This window comes from Bacillus silvicola, assembly GCF_050524305.1.
Lineage (GTDB): Bacteria > Bacillota > Bacilli > Bacillales > Bacillaceae_G > Bacillus_A > Bacillus_A cereus_AT.
Map to the genome: position 1 here is coordinate 1,213,431 of NZ_JBNGVC010000012.1, position 17,449 is coordinate 1,230,879.

Genomic DNA, 17,449 nt, shown 5'->3' on the forward strand with positions numbered 1-17,449 from the left:
ATTATTTTGCTTCTTGGTAAAGTTTTTCAGCAACGTTCCAATCTACAACGTTCCAGAATGCACCGATGTAGTCAGGACGACGGTTTTGGTAATTTAAGTAGTAAGCATGCTCCCAAACATCTAAACCGATAACTGGAGTTTTACCTTCAGTTAGAGGAGAATCTTGGTTTGGAGTGCTTGTTACTTCTAACTCACCATTGTTTACTACTAACCAAGCCCAACCAGAACCGAAGCGAGTTGCGCCAGCTTTTGCAAATTCTTCTTTGAATGTATCGAAGCTACCGAATTTCGCTTCAATCGCAGTTGCAAGTTCACCTACTGGTTGTCCTCCGCCGTTTGGAGATAGGATTGTCCAGAAGAATGTATGGTTAGCATGTCCGCCACCATTGTTACGTACTGCTGTACGGATTGCTTCAGGTACTTCGTTTAAGTTTGTTACTAATTCTTCAACGCTTTTGTCAGCTAATTCTGCATGACCTTCTAAAGCAGCGTTTAAGTTTGTAATATACGTGTTGTGATGTTTTGTATGATGGATGTTCATTGTTTCTTTATCAAAGTGAGGTTCTAAAGCATCATACGCATAAGGTAAATTTGGTAATTCGTGTTTTGCCATTGTTATATTCCTCCCGGTTTATGTATTGTCACTACATATGTGACATACAACTTCATTCTACCCTAATTGCCATAGGGTGCAAACAAATAAATCACATTGTCTTGCTATCATTAAAGTAGCAAAATTCCCACTTCTTTTCAATTAAAATGCTCATATATTCCGTAAAAAAAGCTTCCTTCTACAAGGAAGCTTCCTGCCGACATAATAAACATGCGAAATGGATATGGACCCTGTAGGACTCGAACCTACGACCGGACGGTTATGAGCCGTCTGCTCTAACCAGCTGAGCTAAGGGTCCACAATTATGTATGTAACATTAAAAATAACTAAATTCCCATCGGATATATCGTTTGAGAAATGTAAGATAAATTTACCATATACAAAAGAAAAGTGTCAATTGTATTTTTCTCTCCTAAAAGAAGAAAATTAAGTAAGAAGAAATTTAGTCCTCTCTACTATATGTAAATATAATATATCTTGAGCTTCTCTAGATTCGTACGTTACAATGAATTTATACATACATAAAGGAAGTGAATCTATGTCCATTTTTAAACAGCTAGCAAAAAGCGTATATTCGCCTAAAGATATGGCGCTTTTCCGTTTTCAAAAAATCGGTAAAACCATTTTGTATATTATACTTCTTTGCCTAATCACTACTATTCCAAGAACTTTCTTGTACGGTAGCGTTATCCAAGATGGTGTTAACATGGTAAATAAAGTGATTGAAAAAGATTTACCTGATTTCAAAATTGAAAATGGCGAACTAACAGCTGATATTGACCAACCTATCGAAAAAGAAGATGGAAATGCCCTTTTCGTATTTGATCCAAATTCAACAGACTTAGAAAAATATCAAAATAAAACAGGTTTATTCGTTTTAAAAGATAAAGTAGTCTCCATGGGAAATGGCCAAACACAAACATACTCTTATAATGATTTATTAGGTGCATCTCTTGAAAAGAAAGATTTACAAGATTTCATTTCGTTATTTGACAGTATTTATCCAATCTTACTATTCGTTATTGGGTTCTTACTGTACTTGTTCCAATTATTTATTACCTTTGTAGGAGTTACATTACTTGCCTTCATCGGTTCTGCAATGAGCGGTCAACGCAAATTATCTTATAAACAAGTTTGGACGTTAACTGCTTACAGCTACACAATTCCAACGATCTTCTTTATGGTTATGGATTTATTCAAAATAAACGTACCTGGAGCAACATTCATTTACATTGCAGTTGTTTTAATCGTTCTATACTTAACAATTAAAGAAGTTCCAAAACCAAAAGATAAACAAGAACTATAAAAAAATGCCTAAATAGGCATTTTTTTTTTGGACAAGCATATATTCCTAGCAAAGGAGTGAAGGATATGAAGAGATTAGGTGTACTCTTATTCGTGCTTGTCCTCGGCTATATATTTTATTACGACATTAAAATCGGTACTTTACCGATGTTAAGTTCATACAAAAAAACAACAGCTGCCGAAACGATAAAAAAAGAAAATGCAGATACAAAGCAAAATAACGAGAAAGAAACAGAAAAAGAAACGGATACAGCTTATAAAGCAATTGAAGTAAAAACTGGTGATACAGTCCTTTCTATTACAGAAGCGATCAATAAGAAAAAAATTCCTTCTATTGAAAAAGTAATTGATGATTTTAAACAATTAAATAAAAATACATCTGCTACAAAAATCCAAATTGGAAAGTCTTATAAATTCCCGTTATATCAATAAGCCATCACTTAATCCTTGTCAATTACATAAAGGCGCTGATACAATAGTAAAAGCGAAACCGAGTACTTTGGTTTCTATAGCCCTTTCTCACACATACTATCATTGATGTAAGGGACTAAAATAAGAAACTTCTTTTATAAGGAGAGCGATCTACTCGTGAATGAAATGACTCATCGTACAAAAACACGTCCAGTTAAAGTCGGTAATTTAACAATTGGCGGTAACAATGAATTAATTATACAAAGTATGACGACAACAAAAACACATGATGTTGAGGCTACAGTTGCTGAAATTAAACGTTTAGAAGAAGCAGGCTGTCAAGTCGTTCGTGTTGCTGTTCCAGACGAGCGCGCAGCAAATGCTATTGCTGATATTAAAAAACAAATCAACATTCCACTTGTTGCTGATATTCATTTTGATTATCGCCTTGCTTTAAAAGCAATAGAAGGTGGCATTGATAAAGTACGTATCAATCCAGGTAATATTGGACGTCGCCATAAAGTAGAAGCTGTTGTAAACGCAGCGAAAGAGCGCGGCATTCCAATCCGTATCGGCGTAAATGCAGGTTCATTAGAACGTCACATTTTAGAAAAATATGGATACCCAACTGCTGATGGTATGGTCGAGAGTGCACTGCACCATATTAAAATTTTAGAGGACTTAGATTTCCACGATATTATCGTATCAATGAAAGCCTCTGATGTTAACTTAGCAATTGAAGCATATGAAAAAGCCGCTCGCGCTTTTGATTATCCATTACATTTAGGTATTACAGAATCAGGAACTTTGTTTGCTGGAACTGTAAAAAGTGCTGCTGGTCTTGGAGCAATTTTAAATAAAGGTATCGGAAATACACTACGTATTTCTTTAAGTGCTGATCCAGTGGAAGAAGTAAAGGTTGCACGTGAACTATTAAAGTCATTCGGTCTTGCATCTAATGCCGCAACACTTATTTCTTGTCCAACTTGTGGTCGTATTGAAATTGACCTAATTAGCATCGCTAATGAAGTAGAAGAATATATCTCTACACTTCAAGTTCCAATTAAAGTTGCGGTACTTGGCTGCGCTGTAAACGGTCCTGGTGAAGCTCGTGAAGCTGACATCGGTATTGCTGGTGCACGCGGAGAAGGTTTATTATTCCGTAAAGGGCAAGTTGTTCGTAAGGTACCAGAAGAAACTATGGTAGAAGAACTGAAAAAAGAAATTGATGTAATCGCTGCTGAAATGGCTGCCGAACGAGAAAAAGAAAAAGAAAAACAAGAACAATAAAAAAGACGGTTGCCCACAATTTTTGTGAGCAACCTTTTTTACATTTAAATTAAAAACTCGTCAGTTAATAACCGACGAGTTCTCTCATTTTGCACATTTTGGACAACGACCATATATTTCGAACTTATGTCCCGTTACCTCATAACCTTTAAAATCTTTATTCATAAAATCCATTGGGCAAGAAGTGATTTCTTTCGTACCACCACAATCTAAACAAATAAAATGATGATGATGTTCCATAATAGAGCACGTAAAACGAAAATGTTTTTCACCATTTAATTCCGTTTGCTCTAAAACTCCAATTTCAGCGAATACCGTTAAGTTACGATAAATCGTATCGAAACTAAGTCCTGGATAATCATCCTTCATATGCTCTAAAACGTCTTTCGCAGTTAAATAACGATTATGTGCCGCGAATAGCCTTAGCATCTCTTCCCTTTTCCCCGTATGTTTATATCCTTTTTCCTTCATTAGGCGTAAAGCTTCTGTTAGATTCATACCTATCCCTACTTTATGCAGTTTTTTTCTTCTTCCATAAAATCGCACCGATTAAAATAAGAACCGCTATCATAACAATTGTACCACCTGGTGCTAGATCAAGTTGATACGAAGCAAACATTCCACCAATTACTGCAATTTCACCAAATAAAATAGAAAAGAAAATTGTTTGTTTAAATCCTTTTGCAATACGAATACTTGCTGCAACTGGTAACGTCATTAAAGATGATACGAGAAGAACACCTACAACCCGCATTGATACCGCAATTACAAGAGCAACTAATATAATGAAAATAAAGTGAATCCACTTTGCACTCAAACCGGTTGATACAGCGTATTCCTCATCAAATGATAGTAAAAACAACTCTTTGTATAATAAAACAATCGTTATAATTACTACAATTGCTACTATACCAATAATAATTAAATCCGCACTTGTCACAGCACTTACACTACCGAATAAATAACTAAATAAATCCGTATTGAATCCATTAGCAAGTGAAATGAAGATAACTCCAATCCCCATTCCTGCTGAAAGTATAATCGGAATTGCTAACTCTTGATAATGTTTATATACAGTACGTAATTTTTCAATTAGCAATGCTCCACCGATTGAAAAAAACATTCCCATATATAAGGGGTTTAAAAACCCACCGGTAAAGATTGTCTTTTCAAGTAATAAACTTGCTGCAATTCCCGATAACGTCACATGACTTAACGCATCTGCAATAAGCGACATACGACGAATTACAACGAACACGCCGATAAGCGGTGCGACAAGCCCTATTAAAACACCAGCGTATAAAGAATTACGTAAAAAATCATATTGTAAAAAATCCTGTATCATTATATCCTCCCGTGATGCCCATGTTCATGTTCTAAGCGATGAACATGATGTCCATATAAAATCGACATTTCGGCATCTTCTAACTCTCGGAATTTCTCTACATTCCCATGGAAATGTAGATGCTGATTTAAACATGCAACATGCGTCACCTTCTCTGTTACAGCACCCATATCGTGCGTAACAAGAATTAACGTGATCCCTAGCCTTTTGTTTAAATCCTCTAGTATCTCATAGAAGCTTTCCACATTTTTCACATCAATCCCAACAGTAGGCTCATCCAAAATAAGTAATTCCGGATCACTTACAAGTGCACGAGCAATAAATACACGTTGTTGTTGTCCACCAGAAAGCTCTCCAATGTTGCGACCTTGAAACTCGCTCATCCCTACATCAGCAATCGCTTTTTCTACTTTCACCTTATCGTCTTTCGTAAAGAAGCGAAAAAGACCTTTTTTGGAAACAAGCCCCATTGAAACAACTTCAAAAACAGTCGCCGGGAAACCTGAGTTAAAGCTATTTGCCTTTTGAGATACATAACCAACTTTATTCCACTCTTTAAACTTTTTACTATCAATGCCAAACAATCTAATACTTCCTTGCTTCGGCTTTAAAACACCCAATAAACATTTAAGTAAAGTCGATTTCCCTGAACCATTCGGTCCAACTAAACCTAAAAAAGCTCCCTTCGGAACTTGCAAATTAATATCTTCTAACACATTTCGATCTTCATACCGAAACGTAAGTCCTTCTATTTCTAATATATTATTCATTACACATCACCTATTTTAATTCAGAATGATTCCGATTTATCTCTATTTGAATTATAGTACAGCTTATTATAGTTGTAAACCAATCTGCCCAAAATATATTCTTTATTTCCAGAAACCTTACTATTATAACAAAAAGCAGAGAAAATTTCTCTGCTTTCAAAAGATATTGGAATTAATTTTTTAGTGAATCGCTGATTTAAACTTACCGCCATTCGTCTCTTGCGTACTCATAATCGTAACAAAGGCATTTTCATCAATTTCATGCACAATCGACTTTAACTTCGTCACTTCAAGACGCGTTACAACTGCATAAATAACTTCTTTTTCTTTATCTGTATAGCCACCTTTAGCAACAAGTTTTGTTGTTCCACGGCCAAGGCGGTGTAAAATTGCATTTGATACTTCTTCATATTGATCTGACACTATTAAAACCGCTTTCGTTTCGTCTAATCCTTGAATTACTGTATCAATTGTTTTGAATGCGATATAGTACGTCATAACAGAATACATGGCCTGTTCAACACCAAATACAAATGCTGCCCATGCAAAAATGAATAAATTCACAAACATTACAAATTCACCAACAGAGAAAGGTAATTTCTTCGTTAATAAAATCCCCATAATTTCTGTTCCGTCCATTGATCCACCATGGCGAATAACAAGCCCTACACCAAGACCTAAAATAAGCCCTCCAAAAACTGTTGCTAAAATTGGCTCAGTTGTAAATGGCGGGACAGCGTGCAACGTCGATTCAATAAATGCTAAAGCAACGATTCCGAACGCAGAAGATAACATGAATGTTTTTCCAATTTGTTTATAACCCGAGTACATAAACGGAATGTTAAGGATAACAACTAAAGTAGAAAAACTTAACCACCAAATATTAGGAGTAAGATAATCTAATATAAGAGAAACACCAATAATTCCACCATCAATAATTTTATTTGGCATTAAAAATAGTTCAATCGCTACCGCCGCACACGCTGCTCCAAAGAGAATCATAACTAAGCGATATATAAGATGAATAACACTTTCTTTTCGATGTTGCTTTTTTTCCATAAGTCCTCCTTATACTCTTTATCTATAGTTTTGTTCTTATATTATAGCATAAGCTTCTTTTTCACATGGAAAAAACGAAACTCTATAAGAATATATACAAGCTATGTGCACATATATTTCGATAGTAGAACGTGTGAAGGAGGACAACACGATGAACCTCATCAAACAAATTGTTAATAAAAAATTAAACCATATTTCTACAAAAGAGCTATTAAAATATAGCAAAGAATATGAAGTTCCAATTACAACTGCACAAGCTGATAAAATTGTTGTACTTATGAAAGGAAAGAATATTAACATTTACGATAATGACGAACGACTAGAGCTCTTAAAACAAATAGCAAAAGTAACCTCCCCTGCTACTGCCCAACAAGTAAATACTTTATTTCAGCAACTACTAAAATAAGGAGGGGAAAACCCCCTCCTTATTGTGCTTTAATTTTTTCAAGAATCCCTTCATCAAAAGTACCATTCTTCAGCATTTCGATTTCTAATTTATATGGTGGCTTCTTGTCTTTTTTATCTTCACCTACATACGGCGTTTCAAGAATTTTTGGTACATTTGTAAGTTGTGGGTGATGCACAATATGATGTAGCGCCTTATATCCAATATGACCAAAACCAATATTCTCATGACGGTCTTTTCCGGCTCCGCGTACATTTTTGCTATCGTTAATATGAAGTACTTGTAAACGGTCTATTCCAACAATCTTATCAAATTCGTTTAATACACCGTCAAAATCATTTACAATATCATAGCCTGCATCGTGTGTATGACACGTATCAAAACATACAGATAACTTTTCATTATATTTTACGCCATCAATAATTTTCGCAATTTCTTCGAAGCTACGACCGCACTCCGTTCCTTTTCCTGCCATTGTTTCTAGCGCAATATTAACTGTTTGTTCTGGCGTTATTACTTCATTAAGCCCTTTAATAATTTGTTGAATACCAGCATCTGCCCCTGCACCAACGTGAGCTCCTGGGTGAAGAACAATTTGTCTCGCCACACCTAACGCTGCCGTTCTTTCAATTTCCATACGAAGGAAGTCAACACCTAATTGAAACGTCTCAGGTTTCGTCGTATTCCCAACATTAATAATATAGGGAGCATGGACGATAATTTCTTCAATACCGTTCAGTTCCATATGTTTTCTTCCTGCTTCTATATTCAATTCTTCAATTGGTTTTCTTCGTGTATTTTGCGGTGCACCTGTATAAATCATGAACGTTGTTGCACCGTACGAAACAGCCTCTTCACTTGCTGCTAATAACATCTTCTTACCACTCATTGAAACATGAGATCCAATCTTTAACATACAATCACCTCTTCAATATACAATAGATATAATGATAGCATAATTTGTAGAAACATGTAGTGAATTGTTTGTTCGCAAAAAAGGAACTACACAAATTTATATGACTATTTAAACAAGCTATACTCTATATTTAACTTAACTAGATTAGGCGAAACTTTAATCAATATTTTTCTATCCTTACTGAATACACGCTCTCACAAATAGCGTGATAAAAAAAGATAAGGGAAAATCCCTTATCTTTTTTTATTGCTATATTTTCTCTTAACTTTATCACGTTCTGTTGCAAGTTTTCGTTTATAGTTTGGTTTTACTTTCTTAGGCTTTTTAACAACCTTTGTTGCCATAACATCTAGCCCATCATTTGGTTTTTTACGGCTCTTACGACGACGACGGTCACCTAAATCCGCCCACTCATCTCCGCGTAAATCTACATGCTTAAACTCGATATGACGTTGTTTTTCCAAACTATCTAACGCTTCTTCATTTGCTGGATCATAAATTGTCACTGCAATACCTGAATGACCCGCACGTGCAGTTCTTCCAACACGGTGAACGAAGAAATCTAAATCTGATGGAAGTTCATAGTTAATAACATGACTAATTCCTTCAATATCAATACCGCGTGCTGCTAAATCAGTCGCAACAATATATTGGAATTCAAGATCACGAATTTGTTTCATCATTCTTTTACGATCACGTGGTGATAAATCTCCGTGAATTCGTCCAACTTTTAAGCCACGCTCTGTTAATCCATCAGCAACTTGGTCTGCCATTTTCTTCGTGTTAGTGAAGACAATTGCTAAATACGGCTTAAATTGAAGCAACATCTTGTTCACTAAATCAATTTTGTTACGATGTCTAGAAGGCACTAAATAATGCTCAATATTTCCAGCCGCAACTTGTTTCGGATTAATATGAATATGCTCTGGATTCTCCATATATTTCTTCAAAAATGGTTTTAATTTTTGAGGAATTGTTGCAGAGAAAACTAGCATTTGTAAGTTTTTAGGCATACGTCCTGCAATTTTATCTACATCTTGAATGAATCCCATATCAAGCATTAAATCTGCTTCATCGACAATAATAGTATTTGCTTTATAAACAAATAGCGCTTTTTCTTCTACTAAGTCTTTAATACGTCCTGGTGTTCCAACTACAATATGAGGTTGTTTTTTCAACTTTTCAATTGATCGTTGTTTATCAGTTCCACCAATTAAACAACGTGCTGTAATCATTTGATCTTCTGCACAGAACTTTGTTAATTTCACGATTTCTTCGTAAATTTGTTGTGCTAACTCACGAGTAGGCGCTGTAATAACAAGTTGTACTTCTTCACGACTTGCATCAATTCTGTTTAATGTAGGAAGTAAGTATGCATGGGTTTTCCCAGAACCTGTTTGGGATTGTCCAATTACACTCACACCTTTTTTCACAACCGGGAAAATTTTCTGTTGAATTCCTGTCGGCTCTGAAAAGCGTAGTTCACGAACTGCATCTATTAAAAATGGTTTAAAATCATACTGTGTAAAAGTTTGTAGTGTCATAAGTTACACCTTCTTTCTAAAATTTCTACTGCGCGCACAAATCAAGTCAAGTCTACATTATATCGAAATCTACAAGTAAAATCCATCTTTAGTTTAGGTTTTTACTTCAAAAACTAACCTTCTTCCCTTTCATTGCATATTGTATGTGTATATACCTAACTGAAGAAAGGAGGATTTCCCACATGTTTCCGAAATCCCCTATAAGACAAATGTACCCGAATCGAGGACAACAATCTTACACACCATATCCGATTCCACAACTACCACCGATGGCTCAAAAAAAGAAAGGTTTCCTTGCTAAACTCTTTAAAAAACACGATCCAACCGAACCTTTCATGCAAATGGTCCCTCCTTATCGACAAATGGAAGGGCCACCGATGATGCACCAACAACCGCCGCACCAATATCAACAGCAACAGCCATACCAACAACAATATACACAACAATATCAACCATACATGCAGCAATATCCTCAACAGATGATACCACCTCAAATGTATGAATCAAATGATACACGTGGTGCTGCGTCAGCTACAACTGCAGCGGCATCTAGCAGCGGCATCGGTAGTTTTTTTTCAAATTTAATTACGAACCCAACTAATATGATAAATAATATCGAAAAAGTATCCCAAGTTGTTCAATCTGTAGGGCCTGTTGTCGAGCAATACGGTCCAATTATGCGTAGTCTACCAAGCATTGTTAAAATCCTCACCTCTGGAAAAAGCACGGAGGAAAATCAAACTGAAGATGCAACAGAACAGGTTGAGGTAGCAACTCCACCTCCTCCAAAAAGGAAACGAAAACAAAAAAAAATAGTGCTTGAACCTGTAATAGAAAAAGAAGTTCCGAAAGAACCCGTTCAACAATCAGCAACAAAACCAAAACTATATGTGTAACAATCCTTTGTTTTCTATCCACTCCTCCTTTATAATGTAATGGACTATGCACAAAAGTATCCCTTGTTTAGAAGGAGAGGATTACTCACATGAAGATTGTTAAAATTTCCCCTCGTGGTTATTGCTACGGTGTTGTTGACGCAATGGTTATTGCACGTAACGCCGCATTAGATAAATCATTACCGAGACCCATTTATATTTTAGGTATGATTGTTCACAATAAGCATGTCACAGATGCTTTCGAAGAGGATGGCATCATTACATTAGACGGTCCAAGTCGATTAGAAATTTTAGATAAAATCGATTCTGGTACTGTTATTTTTACTGCTCACGGTGTTTCTCCTGAAGTTAAACAACGTGCAAAAGAAAAAGGTTTAACGACAATCGATGCAACTTGTCCAGATGTTACAAAAACACATGACCTTATTGAAGCAAAAAAAGCTGAAGGATACCATGTCATTTATATCGGCAAAAAAAATCATCCAGAACCAGAAGGCGCGGTTGGTATTGCACCTGATATCGTTCATCTTATCGAAAGAGCTGATGATTTAGAAACACTAGAAATTCCAACGGATAAAATTTTAGTTACGAATCAAACAACAATGAGTCAATGGGATGTTCAACATTTAATGGAAGACATTCAAAAAAAATTCCCAACAGCAGAATTTCACAAGGAAATTTGTTTAGCAACTCAAGTTCGCCAAGAAGCTGTCGCTAAACAAGCTGATGTTGCAGATTTAACAATTGTTGTCGGTGATCCGAAAAGTAACAACTCAAACCGTTTAGCACAAGTATCACAAGAAATCGCTGGTACGAAAGCTTATCGTGTTGCGGATGTAAGTGAAATTCAATTAGAGTGGCTACAAGGTGTAGAAAACGTAGCTGTTACAGCAGGTGCTTCTACTCCAACGCCAATTACAAAAGAGGTTATCGCTTTCTTAGATCAATATGACCCAATGAATCCGGCTACGTGGGAAAGAATTCGAAAAGTACCACTTCAAAAAATCTTACCTCGTGTAAAAGTGAAAAAAGAACAATAATAAAAACCGTTGCCTATATGAGCAACGGTTTTTATTTTTCTTATACAAATGTGAATGGATCTGTATGTAACTGCGAAGCATGAATTTGTACATTGAATTTCTTCGCATCTACTTTTTCTTGCAGTTGCTTTTGCACACCTTGCTTCATTACCTTTTCAACGTTATGTCCTGGGTCAACTATATTTAAACCGAGCATCATCGCATCATGAGCGACATGGTAATACATGTCACCTGTTACATATACATCTGCCCCTTTAAATTTCGCTTGGTTTATATATTTATTACCGTCTCCACCAAGTACAGCGACTTTACGCACTTTATCATCTAACTTGCCGACAACTCTTGCGCCCTTCACATCTAATGATTGTTTCACATGTTCAGCAAACTGTCTAAGTGTCATTTCTTCTTGTAAATAGCCTATTTTTCCAAGCCCTAACGTTTCACCTTTATTATCAAGAGGATATACATCATATGCCACTTCTTCGTATGGGTGAGCTACCAACATCTCTTTCATAACTTTTCTTTGTAGTGAAGCTGGAATTATCGTTTCGATACGTACCTCGTCCACACGTTCTAACTGCCCAGTTTCCCCGATATAAGGATTTGTTCCCTCCTGAGGTACAAACGCGCCTGCTCCCTCACTACTGAACGTACAGTGGCTATAATTGCCGATATGACCAGCGCCTGCGTCTCCTAATGCTTTACGAACCTCTTCTGCATGAGTTACTGGCACAAACACAACAATTTTTTTCATTTCTTCTGCGTATGTCGGAGCTAATACTTCTGTATCTTGTAATCCTAACGCATCAGCAAGTAAATCATTTACCCCACCCTTAGCAATATCTACATTTGTATGTGCTGCATAAATCGCAATATCATTTTTAATACACGCTTCAATAATTCTTCCGTACGCCTTATCTGTATGAATCGCTTTTAATGGACTAAAGATTAAAGGATGGTGCGCTACAATGATATTCGCTCCTAATTGGATTGCCTCGTCCACAACTCCCTCCGTTACATCTAACGCGATTAGTACGTGCTGCACAGGTTTATTAAGTGCCCCAATCTGCAGGCCGATTTTATCCCCTTCCATCGCTAAATGCTTCGGATACATACTTTCAAATAAAGAAATAACCTCATGAGCATTTGGAATTTTACTCATGATAAAATCTCCCCTATCATTTTCATTTTCGCTTCTACTTCTACACGTTTCGCTTTTGTTTCTTCAGAATCTGCTGCACGTTCTAATTGTTTTAAGATATTTTGGAAGTTTTTCAATTCTCCTTCCCACTTTTCAACAAAAGCCTCACCTTTTTCTTTTATTAAAAATGGACCCATAAATAATTCAGCTTGTTTATTATCTGAGTAAGATTCTGCAATATTTCCTCGTTCCCCAACTAAAATTTCGTAAATTTTCCCGTCTTCTTTTACGATTTTTTCATGGATAAGCTCCCAGCCATTTTCAATAAACCATTCACGAATGTGATGTGCTGCAATGTTCGGCTGTAAAATTAAACGTGTTACACCTTCTAATTTTTCTTTACCACTTTCTAAAATGTCACGAATTAGTGCTCCACCCATACCAGCAACTGTAATCACATCTACTTCCCCTGGCGCTATAACAGCTAATCCATTCCCTTTACGAACGTCTACTTTATCTTGTAAGCCACTTTCAGCTACAGTTGCTTGCGCAGAACGAAACGGCCCATCCACAACTTCTCCTGCAACTGCTTTTGTAGCAATATTATTTATAATTGTATAACACGGTAAATACGCATGATCCGATCCAATATCAGCTACTGTAGATCCTACTGGAATCTCGCGCACAACTTCTTCTAATCGTTTTGAAAGCTTTACTTCATTCATGTATTTCCATTACTCCTTCTCTTGTCAGTCTGTCTCCATGATAATGAATTTATAGTTGTTGTTGCAAGCCCATAACAACAATTCCATTCTCTATTACTCATCGTATTTTAGAAAGTATAGAAAAACAAGCCTTTTGCACAAAAGCAAAAGGCTTGTTTTTCTATACTTTATTTTTTCTGTGATAACCAATCAGCTACTTTAGCCGCTTGATCAGCCGGAACTATATTTGGCGGCATGTTTCCTTTTCCTTTCGAAAGAATTTCTTTAATTTCATCCTTTGAAAGTTTCCCACCAATTTTTTGTAAATTAGGTCCTACCGCTCCTTGTAACTGATCACCGTGACAGCTCGTACAGCTTTGCTTTACAATATCCTCTGGCTTTGATGCTGTTTGCGCTGGTTTCCCACCATTTTTTGCATCAGCTAACTCTTTAGATTTATTTAGCCCCTGAAATGAAAATACAAACATAACGATAATACCTAATGCTGCAATAAGAGCGAACGGAATCAACGGATTACGTTTCATATCTCTTCTCCCCCCTCTATACCCCTAAATAGTTAGATGATTCAGTCATTTTTATTGTACTTGAAAACGTTCTATCAGAAAAGAGTAAACTAATATTTGTTAAAAATATTCCATAAATTCAGTTTATTGATTTTCACTATTATATCGCATATTATTTCGATAATTACTAACGTTTCTCATCATATTTTTTACTTTTCTACATATTATTTTGTATATAATAAACAAAATAAATCGAAAAATCGAAAAATGAGCATTTGCAAATCAAAAGACAATTCTGTAAAATAAATTACAAGAAATTGTAATCGTTGCCGATAGCTAAATTTTAACAAAAATTAACAAAATAAAAAAGTTTACTTCACAAAAGTGAAGTAAACTTAAAGGTAGCCTATTCTAAGAAATCCTTAAGACGCTTACTACGGCTTGGATGTCTTAATTTGCGAAGTGCTTTCGCTTCAATTTGACGAATACGTTCTCTCGTTACGCCGAATACTTTCCCAACTTCTTCAAGCGTACGAGTTCGTCCATCATCTAAACCAAAACGAAGACGCAGAACATTTTCTTCACGATCTGTTAGTGTATCTAACACATCTTCTAATTGTTCTTTTAGCAACTCATACGCTGCATGGTCCGCAGGCGATGTTGCTTCTTGGTCTTCAATAAAGTCACCTAAATGGGAGTCATCTTCTTCACCAATTGGTGTTTCAAGAGAAACTGGCTCCTGTGCAATTTTTAAAATTTCGCGTACTTTTTCTGGAGCAAGATCCATTTCTTCACCAATCTCTTCAGGAGATGGTTCGCGTCCTAAATCTTGTAATAATTGACGTTGTACACGGATTAACTTATTAATTGTTTCAACCATATGAACTGGAATACGAATTGTTCGCGCTTGGTCTGCAATCGCACGTGTAATAGCCTGGCGAATCCACCAAGTTGCATACGTACTAAATTTAAAACCTTTACGGTAATCGAACTTTTCAACTGCCTTAATTAAACCCATATTTCCTTCTTGGATTAAGTCTAAGAAAAGCATACCACGGCCCACGTAGCGCTTTGCAATACTTACTACAAGACGTAAGTTTGCTTCAGCAAGACGGCGTTTTGCTTCTTCATCGCCTTCTTCAATACGTGTCGCAAGTCGAATTTCTTCTTCTGCAGATAGTAAGTCTACACGACCAATTTCTTTTAAGTACATACGAACAGGATCATTGATTTTCACACCTGGTGGCACACTTAAATCATTAAGGTCAAATTCTTCTTCCGTTTTTGTAATTTGGCGATTATTAGGACCTTCGTCGTTGTCATTGTCACCAACTAAGTCAATCCCTTGTTCACCTAAATATTCATAGTATTCATCCATTTGATCGGATTCAATTTCAAATCCATTCATGCGTTCTGCAATCTCTTCATATGTAAGAACGCCACGTTTTTTTCCAAGCTCAGTGAGTTGTTCTTTCACTTGCTCAAGGGTCATTTCAGTTTCAATTTGTTTAGAACGAGCTGGTTTGTCAGCCATCTGTTCCCCTCCTTACGCGAGATACAAACATTCATTATACTAAAATTTTATCAAAAAAGCTATTTTCTTGCTTTTTGATTTTGTAAATATGCCACATAATATTTAGCAGCCTCTACAGGATCTGTTTTTTCCATTTGTTTTACTTTAAAGATGATTTCCATCTTTTCAAGTTTTTCCTGATGACGTTTGAGCGTCTCCAAATGACCTTGCAACACTTCTTCTGTGTATTCTGGATTAATAAATTCATCCGTCGAAATATCAGTGATAATATTTTTCAACTTTTCATCAGAGAGCCAACTTAAAAATGTTCCGACTGAAGGTTCATTTCCCTTTTCATAATATGCGTATAGTTCATATAAAATCCCTTTATGTTCTTCTGTATGAAAATCTTCTATATGGGGTTCCATACGAACAGCCACTTCTGCACTTTGCAACATATGGTAAATAATTTCTCTTTCTGCCCTTTCAAAACCTGTTAACTTCGGTTTCGTTTGAACAATTTGAGATGGCTTAGAAACCTGCTTTATTTGTTTTTGCTGTACCTTTTGTTCTTTGCGATATTGGTGCAATTGATTCAAAAGTGTTTCCATTGAATACGAAAATTCTTGCGATAATGACTTTAAATATGATTCAGCCTGCATCGCATCCTGTAGCAATGATAACTCTTTTAAAACACTTTTTACATATTCTTCTTTGCCAGACTCATCTTGCAAATTTTTCCCTAAACGCAAATAATTTATTTTGAAACCAACAAAACTTATACTTGATTTCACAAGATTTTCAAAAGCAGTTGTCCCATATTGTTGCACATATTCATCAGGATCAAGCTTATCTGGCAAGGGTGTGACTTTCACTTGGCAACCAACTTGCAATAACAACCGCCCTGCTTTCATCGTCGCTTCTCGCCCTGCTTTATCACCATCATAGCAAAGAACAACAGTTTCAACGTTACGTCGCAGAAGTTTCGCTTGTTCTTCAGTTAAAGCTGTTCCCATTGTCGCAACAGCTTCTTCCACACCACTTTTTACCGCGGCTAGTACATCGGCATATCCTTCAAAAAGGACAACCTGCCCACGTTTTCTAATAAACGGCCTTGCTTGGTGGAAATTATACAACAACTTACTTTTATGAAAAATTGGTGTTTCAGGACTATTTAAATATTTCGGAGTATCATCTCCTAGCGCCCTTCCACTAAACGCTATCACCTTACCTTGTAAAGTGTAAATTGGAAACATAACCCTTCCACGGAAGCGGTCATAATGACTACCATCCTTCTCGCTTCTTATAAGAAGACCGGCTTGTTCCATACTAGATAGCGAAAAACCTCTTTTTTGCAAAATTTTTGTCGCTGCATCCCAAGCTGGTGATGCATAACCAATTTCAAACTTCTCAATCATTTCTTTTGTAATACCACGTTTTAATAAATAAGAAAGTGCTTCATTTCCTTCTTCTGTATTTACTAATAAATGGTGATAATACTTTTTCAAAAGTTCATGAGCCTGTTGCATGATGACAGTGTCATCAGATATGTTTTCTTGTTGTCCTTGCCCTGATGTATATTCTGCAACTGCAATTCCATTTCTTTCACCCAGCTTTTGAACAGCCTCGGTGAAAGCAAGTCCTTCCATTTTCATAAGAAAAGAAAATACATTTCCACCTTCTCCACATCCGAAGCAATGAAAAATTTGCTTATCAGATGAAACAGAGAACGAAGGGGAATTCTCACCATGAAATGGACAAAGACCGAAATAGTTACGCCCCTGCTTTCTAAGTTGAACATACTCACCTATCACTTCGACAATATCGGATGACGTCCGAATCTGTTCAACAACTTCTTCGGGAATTCTGTTCCCCATAACTCCATCTCCGTGTCGTATTTTGTATTCGATATTAATTACAAGATTCCTTTATAATTCGACAATATTTTTTCTAAATTTATTAGAAAGTGCTG

General features: G+C 36.2%; 18 protein-coding genes and 1 tRNA gene. 6 read left to right on the forward strand and 13 right to left on the reverse strand.

Going from position 1 to position 17,449, the window contains the following annotated elements:
* Window position 1: 1 nt before the first annotated feature.
* Complete coding sequence (gene sodA / locus ACP6L7_RS18245; RefSeq protein WP_071771673.1) at window positions 2-613, reverse strand: superoxide dismutase [Mn]; 612 nt, start codon at window positions 611-613, stop codon at window positions 2-4.
* A 224-nt stretch (window positions 614-837) separates the two neighbouring features.
* Window positions 838-911 (reverse strand) — tRNA-Ile (locus ACP6L7_RS18250).
* A 240-nt stretch (window positions 912-1,151) separates the two neighbouring features.
* Here ACP6L7_RS18250 and ACP6L7_RS18255 point away from each other — a divergent pair.
* From ACP6L7_RS18255 to ispG, 3 genes are all read left to right on the forward strand, one after another.
* Window positions 1,152-1,919: a DUF1189 domain-containing protein gene (locus ACP6L7_RS18255; protein ID WP_097830671.1), complete on the forward strand. Its 768-nt coding sequence runs from the start codon at window positions 1,152-1,154 to the stop codon at window positions 1,917-1,919.
* Between the two features lie 65 nt (window positions 1,920-1,984).
* Window positions 1,985-2,350, forward strand: coding sequence for a hypothetical protein (locus ACP6L7_RS18260; protein ID WP_097830670.1), 366 nt, complete (start codon window positions 1,985-1,987; stop codon window positions 2,348-2,350).
* Between the two features lie 165 nt (window positions 2,351-2,515).
* Window positions 2,516-3,619, forward strand: coding sequence for a flavodoxin-dependent (E)-4-hydroxy-3-methylbut-2-enyl-diphosphate synthase (gene ispG / locus ACP6L7_RS18265; RefSeq protein WP_165616075.1), 1,104 nt, complete (start codon window positions 2,516-2,518; stop codon window positions 3,617-3,619).
* Between the two features lie 84 nt (window positions 3,620-3,703).
* Here ispG and ACP6L7_RS18270 read toward each other — a convergent pair whose 3' ends face one another.
* From ACP6L7_RS18270 to ACP6L7_RS18285, 4 genes are all read right to left on the reverse strand, one after another.
* Window positions 3,704-4,117, reverse strand: coding sequence for a Fur family transcriptional regulator (locus ACP6L7_RS18270; protein WP_071747162.1), 414 nt, complete (start codon window positions 4,115-4,117; stop codon window positions 3,704-3,706).
* Window positions 4,118-4,130: 13 nt separating this feature from the next.
* Window positions 4,131-4,964: a metal ABC transporter permease gene (locus tag ACP6L7_RS18275; RefSeq protein WP_000613830.1), complete on the reverse strand. Its 834-nt coding sequence runs from the start codon at window positions 4,962-4,964 to the stop codon at window positions 4,131-4,133.
* Window positions 4,964-5,734, reverse strand: coding sequence for a metal ABC transporter ATP-binding protein (locus ACP6L7_RS18280; RefSeq protein ID WP_097830669.1), 771 nt, complete (start codon window positions 5,732-5,734; stop codon window positions 4,964-4,966). The genes ACP6L7_RS18275 and ACP6L7_RS18280 overlap by 1 nt, the downstream gene beginning before the upstream one ends.
* Window positions 5,735-5,914: 180 nt before the next feature.
* A complete protein-coding gene (locus tag ACP6L7_RS18285) occupies window positions 5,915-6,793 on the reverse strand; it encodes a YitT family protein (protein WP_097830668.1) in 879 nt (292 codons plus the stop codon).
* Window positions 6,794-6,944: 151 nt separating this feature from the next.
* Here ACP6L7_RS18285 and ACP6L7_RS18290 point away from each other — a divergent pair, with 151 nt between their 5' ends.
* Entirely contained in the window at window positions 6,945-7,199 is a 255-nt protein-coding gene (locus ACP6L7_RS18290; protein WP_097830667.1) for a DUF2624 domain-containing protein, read from the forward strand.
* 19 nt (window positions 7,200-7,218) lie between these two features.
* Here ACP6L7_RS18290 and ACP6L7_RS18295 read toward each other — a convergent pair whose 3' ends face one another.
* Together ACP6L7_RS18295 and ACP6L7_RS18300 are read right to left on the reverse strand one after the other, a co-directional pair.
* Window positions 7,219-8,115, reverse strand: a complete 897-nt coding sequence (locus ACP6L7_RS18295) for a deoxyribonuclease IV (protein ID WP_097830666.1) — start codon at window positions 8,113-8,115, stop codon at window positions 7,219-7,221.
* A gap of 233 nt (window positions 8,116-8,348) precedes the next feature.
* Window positions 8,349-9,659, reverse strand: a complete 1,311-nt coding sequence (locus tag ACP6L7_RS18300) for a DEAD/DEAH box helicase (RefSeq protein WP_097830665.1) — start codon at window positions 9,657-9,659, stop codon at window positions 8,349-8,351.
* A 182-nt stretch (window positions 9,660-9,841) separates the two neighbouring features.
* On the opposite strand from ACP6L7_RS18300, the gene vrrA reads away from it, so the two are divergent.
* Complete coding sequence (gene vrrA / locus ACP6L7_RS18305; RefSeq protein WP_097830664.1) at window positions 9,842-10,555, forward strand: VrrA/YqfQ family protein; 714 nt, start codon at window positions 9,842-9,844, stop codon at window positions 10,553-10,555.
* A gap of 89 nt (window positions 10,556-10,644) precedes the next feature.
* On the forward strand, window positions 10,645-11,595 hold the full coding sequence (locus tag ACP6L7_RS18310) for a 4-hydroxy-3-methylbut-2-enyl diphosphate reductase (RefSeq protein WP_097830663.1): 951 nt from the start codon (window positions 10,645-10,647) through the stop codon (window positions 11,593-11,595).
* Between the two features lie 40 nt (window positions 11,596-11,635).
* Here ACP6L7_RS18310 and ACP6L7_RS18315 read toward each other — a convergent pair whose 3' ends face one another.
* From ACP6L7_RS18315 to dnaG, 5 genes are all read right to left on the reverse strand, one after another.
* Entirely contained in the window at window positions 11,636-12,757 is a 1,122-nt protein-coding gene (locus tag ACP6L7_RS18315; protein WP_430529352.1) for a Nif3-like dinuclear metal center hexameric protein, read from the reverse strand.
* Complete coding sequence (locus ACP6L7_RS18320) at window positions 12,754-13,461, reverse strand: tRNA (adenine(22)-N(1))-methyltransferase (protein ID WP_097830661.1); 708 nt, start codon at window positions 13,459-13,461, stop codon at window positions 12,754-12,756. The genes ACP6L7_RS18315 and ACP6L7_RS18320 overlap by 4 nt, the downstream gene beginning before the upstream one ends.
* Before the next feature lie 167 nt (window positions 13,462-13,628).
* On the reverse strand, window positions 13,629-13,985 hold the full coding sequence (cccA, locus tag ACP6L7_RS18325; protein WP_097830660.1) for a cytochrome c550: 357 nt from the start codon (window positions 13,983-13,985) through the stop codon (window positions 13,629-13,631).
* A 385-nt stretch (window positions 13,986-14,370) separates the two neighbouring features.
* Complete coding sequence (gene rpoD / locus ACP6L7_RS18330) at window positions 14,371-15,498, reverse strand: RNA polymerase sigma factor RpoD (protein ID WP_000764062.1); 1,128 nt, start codon at window positions 15,496-15,498, stop codon at window positions 14,371-14,373.
* Between the two features lie 59 nt (window positions 15,499-15,557).
* The gene (gene dnaG / locus ACP6L7_RS18335) at window positions 15,558-17,354 is read right to left on the reverse strand and encodes a DNA primase (protein WP_097830659.1); all 1,797 of its coding nucleotides are present in this window, start codon (window positions 17,352-17,354) and stop codon (window positions 15,558-15,560) included.
* Window positions 17,355-17,449 lie beyond the last annotated feature (95 nt).

Coding starts and splice junctions, on each gene's coding strand:
- sodA (WP_071771673.1), bottom strand. CDS start 613: ATGGCAAAACACGAATTACCAAATTTACCTTATGCGTATGATGCTTTA.
- ACP6L7_RS18255 (WP_097830671.1), top strand. CDS start 1,152: ATGTCCATTTTTAAACAGCTAGCAAAAAGCGTATATTCGCCTAAAGAT.
- ACP6L7_RS18260 (WP_097830670.1), top strand. CDS start 1,985: ATGAAGAGATTAGGTGTACTCTTATTCGTGCTTGTCCTCGGCTATATA.
- ispG (WP_165616075.1), top strand. CDS start 2,516: ATGACTCATCGTACAAAAACACGTCCAGTTAAAGTCGGTAATTTAACA.
- ACP6L7_RS18270 (WP_071747162.1), bottom strand. CDS start 4,117: ATGAATCTAACAGAAGCTTTACGCCTAATGAAGGAAAAAGGATATAAA.
- ACP6L7_RS18275 (WP_000613830.1), bottom strand. CDS start 4,964: ATGATACAGGATTTTTTACAATATGATTTTTTACGTAATTCTTTATAC.
- ACP6L7_RS18280 (WP_097830669.1), bottom strand. CDS start 5,734: ATGAATAATATATTAGAAATAGAAGGACTTACGTTTCGGTATGAAGAT.
- ACP6L7_RS18285 (WP_097830668.1), bottom strand. CDS start 6,793: ATGGAAAAAAAGCAACATCGAAAAGAAAGTGTTATTCATCTTATATAT.
- ACP6L7_RS18290 (WP_097830667.1), top strand. CDS start 6,945: ATGAACCTCATCAAACAAATTGTTAATAAAAAATTAAACCATATTTCT.
- ACP6L7_RS18295 (WP_097830666.1), bottom strand. CDS start 8,115: ATGTTAAAGATTGGATCTCATGTTTCAATGAGTGGTAAGAAGATGTTA.
- ACP6L7_RS18300 (WP_097830665.1), bottom strand. CDS start 9,659: ATGACACTACAAACTTTTACACAGTATGATTTTAAACCATTTTTAATA.
- vrrA (WP_097830664.1), top strand. CDS start 9,842: ATGTTTCCGAAATCCCCTATAAGACAAATGTACCCGAATCGAGGACAA.
- ACP6L7_RS18310 (WP_097830663.1), top strand. CDS start 10,645: ATGAAGATTGTTAAAATTTCCCCTCGTGGTTATTGCTACGGTGTTGTT.
- ACP6L7_RS18315 (WP_430529352.1), bottom strand. CDS start 12,757: ATGAGTAAAATTCCAAATGCTCATGAGGTTATTTCTTTATTTGAAAGT.
- ACP6L7_RS18320 (WP_097830661.1), bottom strand. CDS start 13,461: ATGAATGAAGTAAAGCTTTCAAAACGATTAGAAGAAGTTGTGCGCGAG.
- cccA (WP_097830660.1), bottom strand. CDS start 13,985: ATGAAACGTAATCCGTTGATTCCGTTCGCTCTTATTGCAGCATTAGGT.
- rpoD (WP_000764062.1), bottom strand. CDS start 15,498: ATGGCTGACAAACCAGCTCGTTCTAAACAAATTGAAACTGAAATGACC.
- dnaG (WP_097830659.1), bottom strand. CDS start 17,354: ATGGGGAACAGAATTCCCGAAGAAGTTGTTGAACAGATTCGGACGTCA.